The following is a 12,807-nucleotide window of genomic DNA, read 5'->3' as shown; positions in this document are numbered from 1 at the left end:
TTAAACTATATCTTTATCAATTCTAATTATTTAGTATTCACTTTGATTTGATTTTTATTGTAAAATCATAGAGTGATTTTTTATGTAATACATTTTGTTTTTCTTACACGAATTAGGCTCAATATCATTCGCAATATTAAATTGGAGACCAATAGATGTATTGATGAAGCATCAAATGTTTTTCATTATCTTATTCCGAAACGGATGGGTAACTATTGATAACAGATAATAAATTGGATGAATTTGATGTGAATATAAATAGAGAAAATAGAAAAAGTATTACTGCAAAAAGCTAGGGGAATTCACTAATTATGTAAAAATTCCCTTGGTACCTGAAGAGATAAATACTTTGTGCTATATATGAGAATGTTAAACAGATTCGTTTAAAATTCTTACATTCCCTTTGTGATTAAAAAGATAGCATATATTACCGATATTCATTTAGATGAAGATTTTCCTGAAACGCTCGGTGTGGATTCAAGAAAAAACTGGAAAACTATCCTAAAAGATTTGAAATCCAGGAGTATAGAAGAGGTTGTCTATGGAGGTGATATCGGTAAAAAATCATCAAACTCCTGGTTTTTTGAATCTCTAAAAAATTATCAATTATCAATTTCTTTAGGAAACCACGATAATTTTTCTGAAGTAATAAAACATTATAAAAATGATTCGCACAGGGATCCTAAGGAACTTTTTTATTGTTGGGAACTTGGTTTTTTTAAATGTATTTTTTTAGACTCTAGTACTGAAGATATAAGTAATAAACAGCTGAAATGGTTGCAAACAGAGTTGATAACTTTGAAAAAAATACTATTATTTATTCATCACCCTATTTTACCCATACCTACAGTCATAGATACAAGATTTGCTTTAAAGAATAGAGAGAAAATTCAGGATGCATTACAAGAAGTTCCTAATGATATTACTGTTTTCTGCGGACATTATCATATGGAAGATTATCGTAGTTATGAGAATATAACACAATATATTACACCAGCTGCGTCGTATCAAGTAGAAAAAGATCCAGAAGAAATTAAAGTACATAATAATACATTTGGGTATAGAGTTATTGAACTGCATAACGAACAGATATATACAGAAGTCGTGTTGTTTTGATTTTTTTTATTCAATCACCTATTTCAAGAATAAGCAAACTAGAGTGTAATTACTGTAAGTACAACACTTTTAGGTAGTTTCTTATACAGTAATTAAAAAAAATTCATTAAAAAATTTGTTTAATTAGTTGATTTAGTTAATTTTGAAGTGTACTAGATAACTAATACACTGGTTATGATTAAAATTGAAAACCTTAGATTTCGCTATCCAAAGAGTAAAACAATCCTTAATGATGTGTCATTAAGTTTTGAGTCAGGAAATATTTATGGGTTGTTTGGTAGAAATGGTGAAGGAAAAAGTACCCTGATGAAAATTATAACAGGATTACTGTTTCCAAAAGGGGGGGCTTGTGAGGTTTTTGGAGAGAATGTATCTAGGAAGCATATCAGATGTCTTCAGGAAGTGTTCTTTATTCCAGAAGATTTTGAGTTATCAGCGCTAAAAATTTCTAAGTATGAAGAGATGAATTCTGTTTTCTATCCTGAGTTTTCTAAGGACCAATTTTATGAGTTGATAAAAGAATTTCATCTTTCTCCAGATGAGAATATCACAACTTTATCGTTTGGTCAGAAGAAAAAAGTATTAATAGCTTTTGGGGTTGCGACCAATACAAAATTATTGATGATGGATGAACCTACCAATGGACTTGATATTCCATCCAAAAGTCAGTTTAGAAAAATAATAGCAAGAATTGCGGATCAAGGGAAATGTATTGTTATAGCAACACATCAGGTTAGAGATTTACATAGTTTGATTAATCATTTAGTGATACTGGATCAATCTAAAGTAATCTTTGATGAATCACTTTTTGAAGTTTCAGAATATCTATGGTTTGGTAAGCCTATAGAAAAAGATAAGCACGCTATTATCTATGGTGAACCATCGTTAGGAGGAAAGGCGGTTTTGCCAAAGCTAGATAAAGATGAAACAGAGGTTGATCTAGAGTTGTTATTTAATGCTGTGCTTAATGAATCGGATAGGATAAACCAAGTATTGAAAAAGAAGTATTATGACACATCAATTTAGTTATAGAAGAATCTATCATTTTATTCGTAGAGATCTAACCATTAGAAAAAGCAATATTAGTACTGCTTTGATTGTAGTAAGTGCTATTCTTTTTATTTTTTTCTTAATTAACCTAAGAGAGGATTATCGTATATCCGTAGGAGAGTTTATCAGTGTTTTTGGGTTGTTTTATATTCCTTTAGGCGTATTGCTTACATTTTTTATTTGTAAAGAATCCCACGATCCTAAAGCCAATCATTTATATTTTGTACTTCCGGTTTCTGTGTATGAGAGGATGGCAGCCATTTGGTTTACAGCAACTATTTTGTATACAATAGTATTTTCAATTCTTAGTTTTTTGGCAGGACAATTTGCCATACTAATTGGGGGTGTTCTTTTTGGTACGGATTTTCATTTGCTCCCGATGCTATCAGGTGAGTATCTAGGTCTTGTAATGTTCTTTTGTATTATTCAACCAGTTTTCCTTGTTGGTGCTTTAACATTTAAAAAGAATAGAATAGGTAAAACATTATTGGTTTTTGTCATGGTGTTTTTCGGAGTAATTATCTATAATCTCATTCTTTTTACAATGCTTAATTATCGATATGATGTACATCTTGGAGATACATTTGCTTCCGAAGCTTTTGGTATGGCTCAAAATGATTTTTCATTATTTGGGATGTTGTTTTTTATTGGGCTTTTTGGACCAGTAATGCTTTTTGTAGCCTATTGTAAGATGGTAGAAAAGGAGGTGTAAGTATGGATTTTGATAATAGTAAACCTATTTATCTACAGATAGTGGATGTGTTTTATGAAAATATTCTTGCCAGAAAATGGAAAGAAGATGAAAGGATACCATCTGTGAGAGAAATTGCTGTTATGGTGGAAGTTAATCCAAATACAGCTATACGAGCTTTTAATCATTTGCAGGATGAAAAGGTAGTTTATAATAAAAGAGGAATAGGATATTTCGTTTCCAAAAATGGATATCAAACAGTACTTGATATTAAAAGAAAAGAGTTTATGGAGGAGATGTTGCCGGATGTGGTTAAAAAAATGAAGCTATTGGATATAAAGTTTGAAGAGTTTAAAAACACATATGATCAATATGTAAACGATATAGATGATGAAAAGAAGTAATCTGATTCTGCTAGGTGTACTGGGGGCAATCTTCCTTTATTTTACGGTACTTCAGTTTTCTACACATAATTATGTGAGGAATGGAGTAATTGAAAAAGTAGGTTCTGTCATCTCCAAAACTAGGAGCACTCCTAATTTTAGAAGTATAGATGTACGGGATAACATCAGGGTGTATTTTAAACAAGATAGTATAAAACAAGTTACCATTGAAGCTCCTGAAAATTTTATACCTCATATAAAAACAAAGGTAAATCATGGAACCTTAATAATAGAAAAAATAAAAAGCATCAATACGGATGATACCATAAAAGTATTTATTTCTAATCATCATTTGGACACGGTAAAAGTAAGTTCGACAGCATATTTTAAAACTATTGGAATAGTAACCGGAAAAGAATTAATACTTGAGTTTAAGGGGGAAAGTACAGGTGATTTAGAAGTAACGTATGAGTTGGTGAAATGTAAAACTGCCTCTAATGCTAAAATAAATCTAAAAGGGAATTCTAAAGAAATAACTTTTTCAAACTAATTATAAATAGAATAGCGTATAGAACACAAATAATACATTATCAATCAAATCAATCATCAATCAGTTCACCCTAGGTGGACTAAAAAACGAACAGTTATGTATTCAATCAAAAAAATAGGAAGAATAACAGGTGTTTTCCTTCTGATACAAATGATCCTTGGGATCCTAATAAATGTTTCTTTATTGGGACCTTTAATTTTTGTTTCTGATTTTATTACGAAGATTTCGGAAAACACGAACCAAGTATTAGTTTCGGTACTTCTCATTATCATTACTAAAACGATAGGTGTTGGTGTGGCGATTATGCTTTTTCCAACTTTTAAAAAACTGAACAGAGGTATGTCATTTTGGTATCTAAGCTTTAGTGTAATTCTTTTCGTTATTAGTGTTATTGATAATACGATCATACTATCTTTAGTATCTTTCAGTGAACAATACCAAGAACTTAGCGTGTCTGATGCTAATAATCTTGAAACTTTAGGGAAAATTTTACAAGGAACAAGAGGATGGGTTCATATGATGGATTTACTCGTTGCTAGTGTTCCGCTATCTATCTTTTATTATTTAATGTTTAAGTCAAGATTTGTTCCTAGAATTTTATCAGTCTTATGTTTTTTTGCCGCTATTTTGATTTTTATCAATGTACTAAGCACAATTTTTGGAACAGGGTCCATGTACCTATACATGCCTATGGCAATAAGTCAAATGACGTTTATAGCATGGCTCATCATCAGAGGATTTAATAGTACTTATAAACTTCAAGAAACGGTTTAAATCAAATAATTTATCATCAATCATCAATCATCAATCATCAATCAGTTCGCCTTAGGTGAACTTAAAAACGAACAGTTATGAATTCTATTACCAGTGCTATGAGCACTTTAAAAAACTCAAATGTGTGGGTAAACAAAACACTGAGTATTTCAGTTCAGTTTTGGTTTATAATTGCCGTATTAGGTCAATGGATCTTTGCATATTATGTCATTGCTTTTTATGGAGGCGCAGCCATAGATGGCGACTTTATGAAATGGAATCGTGTGTTACCGCATGGATATGTCTCAGGAGAAACTATGGGTAATACAGCAGTTGCGATACATCTTTTATTGGCAGTTATTATGATGGTTGGCGGACCACTGCAATTTGTTCCTCAAATCAGAAATCGAGCTCGCTCATTTCATCGCTGGAATGGGCGATTGTATATTTTAACTGCATTTGTAATTAGTTTTAGCGGCGCCTATATGGTTATTACAAAAGGAACGATTAGTGGACTTGTTGGTGACATCAGTGTAAGTTTTAATGGAGTTCTCATTATGTTTTTTGCGGTTTTGGCCTGGCGTACTGCAGTTGCTCGTAAATTTGATTCGCATCGTCGTTGGGCATTACGTTTATTTTTGGTAGTAAATGGAGTTTGGTTTTTTAGAATCGGATTAATGTTGTGGCTTTTTATTCACGGCGAACCAGTAGGTTTTGATCCAGAAACGTTTAGAGGACCATTTCTTGTTTTTCTTGGGATTGGACAATACGTAGTGCCTCTTATTATTCTGGAAATGTATCTCTATGCGAAAGAAAAAAAGAGTACCTTACTTAAGGTTGTTATATCTGCTTTTCTTCTAATACTTACTGTGCTTACCGGAATCGGAGTGTTTGCAGCTACAATGGGAATGTGGTTGCCAAGATTATAACAAATAAGGTGTATAAAATAATAAGCCTTTTTCAGTTTTTACATTTGGCATGGTTGAGAAAGGTTTATTAAAATGAGTTTTACTGAGCTTTAAAAGTCATAAATTGGAATTTTGGAATTTTAGATTGTTTTTGCTTATTAAACGGGTATTCCTAAATCCAATTAAATCCTGGATTCATTTACCTGAAATCTTTTTTGTCTAAACGTTTTATTTCTGTAAACAATGTGTAATTTTCCTTATTATTATGACTTTTTAGTGATTTCCTGAATAAATGAATCAAAATCAGGGATAGGATAGTATAATGTTTTATTCTTTTTAACAAACGGAAGTTCTATGTTTTCTCTAGTGTGTCCTTCATCTTCCAGTTTTTTCAAAAATATAGGAGACAACAAATCATTTTTACTATTGACATCAATCTCGAGAAAATCAATTTTTTTATTCTTTAGTTTTTGGATTAACATATCACATCGTTTACAATTTTGTTTAGTGTAAACATAGAAGTTATGCTTTGATATGTTTTGAAATATAATTTCTTTTGGCTTCTCTTTTTGTCGCTTAACATCAATGTTTTCCAATTCTTTATTAACAATAAGGTTGTAGGTATATGAAGATGCCATATCCGTAAGCGGAATTAAAATCATCATTTGTACCTTACTGTTAGCTGGGATGTTTTTGATGATTGGGCGTTGTGCACTTCTTCGATAACCTATAGGGTCTATTTTGAGAAAAACACTTTTGTCAGAGTTGGTGTCATTTTGTACATAAACAACCGTACGTTTTTTTTGAACATCTTCGATCAAATATACCGGCTTTTCTTGAGCAGAAACTAATGTAAAACAAAGAAATGATATGAAATAGATCGCAAGGTTAGAATGGGTTTTAAGAGTTAATTTCATCTTCTTTTTGCCTAAAGGTAGAGAATTTGCTTTTCTTTACTTAAAATTTAAAATACTCAGTGTCAACTTCTATACTATCCTCTAAATAAGAAAAACCGATCCTTCATGTTTTCTATTTCAGAGTTTTTATTCGTTACAATATAATCAATAGCTTCTGTAGTGAAATGCTGACCTTTTTCGGTTAATGACACGATATTATTTTCAATTTCAATCATATTGTTTTTTAAGGCTAGATCTAAAACTGATTTAGATTTAACTTTTTGCCAATTAATATGCTCATTTAGATGTTTTACATGTCTTTCTGTTTCATCATCGGCGTGATTCCCTAAGTGTAATAAAAATGTAAGCAATGAAACTTCGATACGTTGCTGTCTTTGACGATATAAAACAGAAAAATATCCTTTACTAGGAGCAAATAAGTATACTGCCAGAAACAGAATACCTAATACAGTAGTCATTGAGCCTGAAATAGAAGTGTCTAACCAATGTGCTAACCAATATCCTGCTAAAGCAGCGATTACACCAAATATAGACGCCATTAGTAACATCTTCTTAAGATTATTAGTAAGTAGATATGCGATAGCGGCAGGAGCAATCATAAATGCAATAACTAAAATAGCACCAACGGCGTCAAAAGCACCAACCGTAGTAATAGATGCTACGGTCATTAGTCCATAATGCATCACAACTGGCGATAGTCCTAATGCTGCTGCAAGACCAGCATCGAATGTGCTTACTTTTAATTCTTTAAAGAATGCCAAAAGTAATCCTAGAGTAACCAATAATATGATACCAATAATCCATAAAGATTTAGGTCCTAAATCAGTTCCACTCATAATAAGCCTATCAAATGGAGCAAAAGCAAGTTCTCCTAAAAGTACTGCATCTATGTCCAGATGTACATCATTAGCATTCTGTGCAATCATAATAACTCCGATACTGAATAGAGCGGGAAAAACTAGTCCAATAGCTGTATCTTCTTTGACTAATCCGGTTTTTTGAATAAATTCCACCAACACTACTGTAAGGACTCCGCTTAAGGCAGCAAGAAGAATTAGTAACGGAGAAGAAAGATCATGTGTGATGAAAAAACCAATCACAATTCCTGGTAAAATAGAATGGCTAATAGCATCTGTAATCAAAGCCATCTTACGCAGTACTAAAAATGTACCAGGAATAGCACAGGCGATTGCCACTAAGCTTGCAATTAGCTGTATTTCTATCTGTGCATTACTCATCTTTTGTCTGTGTTAATTGATTATATAGGTTGGCTGCGGTTTCATATCCTGATACCGTTAGAGACCACATATTACCTTGGATTGTGACATAATTTTTATCTTCTAGTTTTTGTAAAGACCTTTTTGTAAAACCTTGAAAATTATTCAATATTTTAATAGCATGCGGGTGCGAAATATCTTCGTGGTCTCTAGCTATATTGTACATGAAGGATAATGTTTTATGCAACTGAAGATCATTTCTGTTTTTTCTAAAACGAATTTCTCTGAATAGCAATCCACGTCCTGGAGAAAATATAAAGGAAACTAATATAAAGACAGCTGCAACTAATACAATCACAGGTCCTGTAGAAAGGTTGTTGTGACTAGCACTTATAGCTGTTCCAATAACTCCAGAAAATGCACCAAAGATCGCTGCAAGAAGAACCATTATTGATAGGCTGTTAGTCCATTGTCGCGCTGCCGCAGCAGGAGCAAGAATCATAGCACTCATTAAAACAACTCCAACTGTTTGTAAACCTAAAACGATGGCAATAACAATAAATGTAGTGATTAGAATGTCCAGAAATTTAATATTAAAGCCTAAAGTTTTGGTATAGTCAGCATCAAAAAGTGATATCTTAAGCTCTTTCCAAAAGAGTAATAAAACGATAAGACATATTCCTGTTACCAGAGACATCATCCAAACATCACTCTCTAAAAGAGTTGCTGCTTGTCCAAAAAGATAATTTTCTAAACCAGCTTGATTGGCATTTGGTAGTTTTTGAATATAGGTAAGTAAAAGCATCCCAAAACCAAAAAATAAAGAAAGAATTAATCCTAACGCGGTATCAGATTTAAGGTGTGTTTTTCTAATGATTCCTCTAATCCAGAAACTCCCAATTAGACCGCTAATCATCGCACCTAATAAAAAGGCATTACTGTTTTTTGCTCCAATTATTAAAAAAGTAATTGCTATGCCCGGTAAAGCAGCATGTGAAATAGCGTCTCCAAGGAGGCTTTGTTTTCTAAGTACAGCAAAACTGCCTAGCATGCCACAGATTGCTCCCAAAACAGCAGTTCCTAGCGTAATGGTGCGTAAGGTATAATCCGTAAAAACAAGTTCTATGTATTCTAGAATATCCATTTTTTTGGTTGATTGTTGTTAGTCCTTGATTTATGATAAATAGAAAAGCTATCAACTGTAAATTTTGAACTATCAACTATTACTGTTGTACACTTACTTTATAATTAATACCATAAGTCTTAGTAAGGTTGTCATCATTAAAAATATCTTTGACAGGTCCTGTTGCTATTTTTTTTACATTTAGAAAAGTCACCCAATCAAAATATTCGGGAACTGTCTGTAGATCGTGATGCACTACGATTACTGTTTTTCCGGCTTTTCTAAGCTCTTTTAAGATGTTAATAATGGCTTTTTCTGTAGTAGCATCGACTCCTTGAAATGGTTCATCCATAAAATAAATAGATGCATTTTGAACCAATGCTCTAGCCAAGAAAATGCGTTGTTGTTGTCCTCCAGAAAGTTGGCTAATCTGTCGACTTTTAAAGGCTAACATCCCTACTTTTTCTAATGCTTCAAGAGCTTCTTTTTTTTGCTTTTGCCCTGGTCTTTTGATCCAACCTAAACTACCATATGTTCCCATCATCACTACATCTAGAGCTGTGGTAGGGAAATCCCAATCCACACTCCCTTTCTGCGGTACATATGCAACTAGAGATCTCTGTTTTTTATATGGTTTGTCATATATTTTTACGCTTCCTGCAATAGGTTTAATGATGTCCAAAACTGATTTGATTAAAGTAGATTTCCCAGCACCATTAGGACCCACAATAGCCATTAAAACACCTTCCGGAATGGTTAGGTCAATATCCCATAAAACAGGTTTGTAGTTGTAGGCTACAGTAAGGTCATCTATTTGTACAGCGATTTTGTTTTTCATTATTTCAAAGCATTTACAATTGTATTAACATTATATTCAAACATTCCAATGTATGTTCCTTTTAATGTTCCCGGATTACCAAGGGCATCAGAATATAAAGTTCCTCCAATAATTACTTCATGATCTTTAGATTTTACAGCAGCTTGTAAAGCTTCAATTGTACGTTTGGGAACCGAGGTTTCAATAAAAATAGCTTTCACTTTATTTTCTATTATAAAGGTTGCCAATTTTTGTACATCTTGAACTCCAGCTTCAGTTGCCGTCGATAAACCTTGTAGTCCAACTACGTTAAACGCATATTCTTTCCCAAAATAACTAAAAGCATCATGAGCTGTAACTAATATTCTTTTTTCTTTCGGTAATGTCGCTATGATTCCTTTAATTTTTGCTTCAAGTTTATTTAATTTTTCTAGATATGCTTTTCCATTAGTTTCAAAAACTACTGCGTTTTCAGGGTCTAATTCCTTTAATTTTTCGATAGTAAAAACTGTAACTTGTTTCCAGTTTTTAACGCTAAACCAGATATGAGGATCATAGTTAGAAGCGAAGTAGTCAGAACCGATAAGAATACTTTTATCTAAAACCTCTCCCACTGCGATGGTTTTCATATTTTGGCTTCCCATTTTTTCAAATACCTCTACTAATTTACCTTCCAAGTGAAGGCCATTGTAGAAGATTACGTCTGCATTTACTAATTTCGTAACATCACCTTCGCTAGCTTTATATAAATGAGGATCTACCCCGGATCCCATTAATCCTTGAACAGCTATTAAGTCTCCTCCTATATTTTCTACAAGATCAGTAATCATTGTTGTAGTAGTAACTACATTCAGTTTTTTGTTTAAGTCTTTAGGTTCTTGTTTACAAGAAAAGAAGGTAATTGCTAATGCTAAAAATATTGCAAATTTTTTGATCATTTTTTATTTTAGTTCAATGATGTTGTTATATATTTAATTTAAAACTGCATCTTAAAACAATATCCAAAAAAAGTTTGAAAGAAAAAGCGTTATAATTGGACTAGTTATATTTGTTTTAGGTTTAGTATTTTTGTTTAATTATAATAGCAAAACTAAAAAAGTTAGTTATGACTAACAAATTAAATTTGAAGAATTTAACAAAAAGTGAAGAAGACTACTTAAAAGCTCTTTTTCAATTGCTTATAGAAGATGATTCTGGAAAGGTTGGTAATAATCAACTGGCGGATTATTTAAAGGTTTCTCCCGCTTCTACAAATAATATGATTAAAAAGCTAAAAGCTAAGAAGTATGTTGTAAGTGAAAAATATGGTAAATTAGAACTTACAGAAGAAGGGAAATCTATAGCAGTCCGTCTTATCCGAAAACATAGATTGTGGGAAACATTTCTTTGTAATTATTTGAATTTCAGTTGGGATGAAGTTCATGAGGTTGCCGAACAATTAGAGCATATAAAATCTCAGAAATTAGTTAATGAATTGGATCGCTTTATGGATTTTCCTAGTAAAGATCCTCATGGAGAAGTAATTCCAAATGCAGATGGGGAATATTTTGTCTTACCCAAAATAACATTATCTTCATTAGAAGAAGGAGCCGTTTGTCAGTTAGTTTCTGTAAATGATGCTTCCGTAACATTTCTTAAATATGTGTCCGAAATTGGCTTAGCATTAAGTAGCGAGATTAAAGTATTGGAAGTAAGAGAGTTTGATAGTTCCATAAGGATTCAGTTTAATCAAGTAGAAGAAACAGTTACTAGGAAATTTGCGGATAATGTTTTTGTGAAGGTTATTTAACACAAGAATAAATGTTAAAAAAAAGTAACACTATACGGGTTTATAAGATATACCTATTATCTTTGAATCACACAATCAATTTATGGAGCTTAATTTAAAAAGACCGATCTGTTTTTTTGATCTGGAAACAACCGGTATTAATATTTCTAAAGATCGAATCGTAGAAATCTCTATCCTTAAAGTTTTTCCTAATGGAAACAAGGAAAGTAAAACATGGTTAGTCAATCCGGAAATGCCAATCCCTGCTGAAACTACTGAGATACACGGAATTACAAATGAGAAAGTAGCGAATGAACCTACTTTTAAGCAACTAGCTAATAATGTTAGTGAAATGATTAAAGGATGTGATCTAGGTGGGTTTAATTCTAATCGTTTTGATATTCCTTTGTTAGCGGAAGAATTACTGCGTGCTGATTTAGATTTTGATATGAAAAATACTGTGGCAGTGGATGTGCAGACTATTTTTCATAAAATGGAAAAGAGAACCTTAGCTGCAGCTTACAAGTTTTACTGTGATGAAGATTTGGAAGATGCTCATTCTGCTGAAGCAGATACGAATGCAACTTATGAAGTTCTAAAAGCTCAGTTAGATAGGTATCCTGATTTAGAGAATGACACTAAGTTTCTTGCCGAATTTAGTTCTAGAAAACATTTTGCAGATTTTGCTGGTTTTATTGCTTTTGATAAAGAAGGAAGAGAAGTGTTTTCTTTTGGTAAACATAAAGGTAAATTGGTAGAAAAGGTCATGGAGGAGGAACCAGGATATTTTGGGTGGCTTCAGAATGCAGATTTTCCTTTGTATACAAAGAAAGTTCTTACAGCTGTAAGGTTACGTAAACTAAATAATAGTCTTAAACTTTAATTCTTTTTATAACCAATTATGAAGCTTATTTGTATAGGTCGTAATTATACGGATCATATCGAAGAATTAGAAAACGAGAAACCTACCGATCCCGTGGTTTTCATGAAACCCGATACTTCGATTTTGTTAAAAAAGCAACCTTTTTTTATTCCAGATTTTTCTGATGATGTGCATCACGAGATAGAGGTTTTGATTAAAATCAAAAAGGTAGGAAAACATATTGATCGAAGATTTGCACATAAATATTATGATGAGATTGGGTTAGGAATTGATTTTACAGCTCGAGATTTACAGAGTAAATTGAAATCTAAAGGGTTGCCTTGGGAAAAAGCAAAAGCTTTTGACGGTGCTGCCGTTATTGGAGAATGGATTGCTAAGAATGAATTTTCTGATGTAAATAACATTAATTTTCGTTTGGAAAAAAATAAAGAAATTGTTCAGCAAGGTAATACTCAGTTCATGTTATGGAAAATAGATGAGCTTATAGAATATGTATCACAATATTTTACCTTGAAAATAGGAGATATCATCTTTACCGGAACTCCAGCAGGCGTAGGGGCTGTTAAAACAAATGATAATTTGAGTGGTTTTATTGAAGAAAAGAAAATGTTTTCTATAAAAGTGAAATAAT

15 protein-coding genes are annotated in these 12,807 nt (G+C 32.3%); 10 read left to right on the top strand and 5 right to left on the bottom strand.

What is annotated here, in order from left to right; translation table 11 throughout:
- The first annotated feature begins 405 nt into the window (after positions 1 to 405).
- The 7 genes from Q0921_RS23390 to Q0921_RS23360 all read left to right on the top strand — a co-directional run bounded on the left by Q0921_RS23390 (position 406) and on the right by Q0921_RS23360 (position 5,472).
- Positions 406 to 1,116: a metallophosphoesterase family protein gene (locus Q0921_RS23390; protein ID WP_299261325.1), complete on the top strand. Its 711-nt coding sequence runs from the start codon at positions 406 to 408 to the stop codon at positions 1,114 to 1,116.
- Between the two features lie 174 nt (positions 1,117 to 1,290).
- On the top strand, positions 1,291 to 2,142 hold the full coding sequence (locus Q0921_RS23385) for an ATP-binding cassette domain-containing protein (RefSeq protein WP_299261323.1): 852 nt from the start codon (positions 1,291 to 1,293) through the stop codon (positions 2,140 to 2,142).
- Complete coding sequence (locus tag Q0921_RS23380; RefSeq protein WP_299261321.1) at positions 2,126 to 2,878, top strand: hypothetical protein; 753 nt, start codon at positions 2,126 to 2,128, stop codon at positions 2,876 to 2,878. Before Q0921_RS23385 ends, Q0921_RS23380 begins: the two co-directional genes overlap by 17 nt.
- Positions 2,879 to 2,880: 2 nt before the next feature.
- Positions 2,881 to 3,261 carry a GntR family transcriptional regulator gene (locus Q0921_RS23375; protein WP_299261319.1) on the top strand — a complete coding sequence of 127 codons (381 nt, stop codon included), beginning with the start codon at positions 2,881 to 2,883 and terminating at the stop codon, positions 3,259 to 3,261.
- Positions 3,248 to 3,790 carry a DUF2807 domain-containing protein gene (locus tag Q0921_RS23370; protein ID WP_299261317.1) on the top strand — a complete coding sequence of 181 codons (543 nt, stop codon included), beginning with the start codon at positions 3,248 to 3,250 and terminating at the stop codon, positions 3,788 to 3,790. Before Q0921_RS23375 ends, Q0921_RS23370 begins: the two co-directional genes overlap by 14 nt.
- Positions 3,791 to 3,886: 96 nt before the next feature.
- Positions 3,887 to 4,564 carry a DUF4386 domain-containing protein gene (locus Q0921_RS23365; protein ID WP_299261315.1) on the top strand — a complete coding sequence of 226 codons (678 nt, stop codon included), beginning with the start codon at positions 3,887 to 3,889 and terminating at the stop codon, positions 4,562 to 4,564.
- Positions 4,565 to 4,641: 77 nt separating this feature from the next.
- Positions 4,642 to 5,472 carry a DUF2306 domain-containing protein gene (locus tag Q0921_RS23360; protein ID WP_299261313.1) on the top strand — a complete coding sequence of 277 codons (831 nt, stop codon included), beginning with the start codon at positions 4,642 to 4,644 and terminating at the stop codon, positions 5,470 to 5,472.
- 242 nt (positions 5,473 to 5,714) lie between these two features.
- Here Q0921_RS23360 and Q0921_RS23355 read toward each other — a convergent pair whose 3' ends face one another.
- The 5 genes from Q0921_RS23355 to Q0921_RS23335 all read right to left on the bottom strand — a co-directional run bounded on the left by Q0921_RS23355 (position 5,715) and on the right by Q0921_RS23335 (position 10,460).
- Positions 5,715 to 6,368 (bottom strand): hypothetical protein, encoded by a 654-nt coding sequence (locus Q0921_RS23355; protein ID WP_299261311.1) that lies wholly within the window; start codon positions 6,366 to 6,368, stop codon positions 5,715 to 5,717.
- 74 nt (positions 6,369 to 6,442) lie between these two features.
- A complete protein-coding gene (locus Q0921_RS23350) occupies positions 6,443 to 7,606 on the bottom strand; it encodes a metal ABC transporter permease (RefSeq protein WP_299261309.1) in 1,164 nt (387 codons plus the stop codon).
- Positions 7,599 to 8,729: a metal ABC transporter permease gene (locus Q0921_RS23345; RefSeq protein WP_299261308.1), complete on the bottom strand. Its 1,131-nt coding sequence runs from the start codon at positions 8,727 to 8,729 to the stop codon at positions 7,599 to 7,601. Before Q0921_RS23345 ends, Q0921_RS23350 begins: the two co-directional genes overlap by 8 nt.
- 79 nt (positions 8,730 to 8,808) lie before the next feature.
- Positions 8,809 to 9,546, bottom strand: a complete 738-nt coding sequence (locus tag Q0921_RS23340; RefSeq protein WP_299261307.1) for a metal ABC transporter ATP-binding protein — start codon at positions 9,544 to 9,546, stop codon at positions 8,809 to 8,811.
- Positions 9,546 to 10,460: a zinc ABC transporter substrate-binding protein gene (locus tag Q0921_RS23335; protein WP_299261407.1), complete on the bottom strand. Its 915-nt coding sequence runs from the start codon at positions 10,458 to 10,460 to the stop codon at positions 9,546 to 9,548. The genes Q0921_RS23340 and Q0921_RS23335 overlap by 1 nt, the downstream gene beginning before the upstream one ends.
- Before the next feature lie 170 nt (positions 10,461 to 10,630).
- Here Q0921_RS23335 and Q0921_RS23330 point away from each other — a divergent pair, with 170 nt between their 5' ends.
- From Q0921_RS23330 to Q0921_RS23320, 3 genes are all read left to right on the top strand, one after another.
- Entirely contained in the window at positions 10,631 to 11,314 is a 684-nt protein-coding gene (locus Q0921_RS23330) for a metal-dependent transcriptional regulator (RefSeq protein ID WP_299261306.1), read from the top strand.
- Between the two features lie 82 nt (positions 11,315 to 11,396).
- Positions 11,397 to 12,176 carry a 3'-5' exonuclease gene (locus Q0921_RS23325; RefSeq protein ID WP_299261304.1) on the top strand — a complete coding sequence of 260 codons (780 nt, stop codon included), beginning with the start codon at positions 11,397 to 11,399 and terminating at the stop codon, positions 12,174 to 12,176.
- 18 nt (positions 12,177 to 12,194) lie between these two features.
- A complete protein-coding gene (locus Q0921_RS23320; RefSeq protein WP_299261303.1) occupies positions 12,195 to 12,806 on the top strand; it encodes a fumarylacetoacetate hydrolase family protein in 612 nt (203 codons plus the stop codon).
- Position 12,807: the final 1 nt, after the last annotated feature.

Source organism: uncultured Aquimarina sp., from assembly GCF_947496855.1.
Taxonomy (GTDB): domain Bacteria; phylum Bacteroidota; class Bacteroidia; order Flavobacteriales; family Flavobacteriaceae; genus Aquimarina.
This window is presented reverse-complemented; position numbering and strand designations above follow the sequence as displayed.

Coding starts and splice junctions, on each gene's coding strand:
- Q0921_RS23385 (WP_299261323.1), top strand. CDS start 1,291: ATGATTAAAATTGAAAACCTTAGATTTCGCTATCCAAAGAGTAAAACA.
- Q0921_RS23330 (WP_299261306.1), top strand. CDS start 10,631: ATGACTAACAAATTAAATTTGAAGAATTTAACAAAAAGTGAAGAAGAC.
- Q0921_RS23320 (WP_299261303.1), top strand. CDS start 12,195: ATGAAGCTTATTTGTATAGGTCGTAATTATACGGATCATATCGAAGAA.
- Q0921_RS23375 (WP_299261319.1), top strand. CDS start 2,881: ATGGATTTTGATAATAGTAAACCTATTTATCTACAGATAGTGGATGTG.
- Q0921_RS23350 (WP_299261309.1), bottom strand. CDS start 7,606: ATGAGTAATGCACAGATAGAAATACAGCTAATTGCAAGCTTAGTGGCA.
- Q0921_RS23325 (WP_299261304.1), top strand. CDS start 11,397: ATGGAGCTTAATTTAAAAAGACCGATCTGTTTTTTTGATCTGGAAACA.
- Q0921_RS23365 (WP_299261315.1), top strand. CDS start 3,887: ATGTATTCAATCAAAAAAATAGGAAGAATAACAGGTGTTTTCCTTCTG.
- Q0921_RS23380 (WP_299261321.1), top strand. CDS start 2,126: ATGACACATCAATTTAGTTATAGAAGAATCTATCATTTTATTCGTAGA.
- Q0921_RS23340 (WP_299261307.1), bottom strand. CDS start 9,546: ATGAAAAACAAAATCGCTGTACAAATAGATGACCTTACTGTAGCCTAC.
- Q0921_RS23355 (WP_299261311.1), bottom strand. CDS start 6,368: ATGAAATTAACTCTTAAAACCCATTCTAACCTTGCGATCTATTTCATA.
- Q0921_RS23360 (WP_299261313.1), top strand. CDS start 4,642: ATGAATTCTATTACCAGTGCTATGAGCACTTTAAAAAACTCAAATGTG.
- Q0921_RS23345 (WP_299261308.1), bottom strand. CDS start 8,729: ATGGATATTCTAGAATACATAGAACTTGTTTTTACGGATTATACCTTA.
- Q0921_RS23370 (WP_299261317.1), top strand. CDS start 3,248: ATGAAAAGAAGTAATCTGATTCTGCTAGGTGTACTGGGGGCAATCTTC.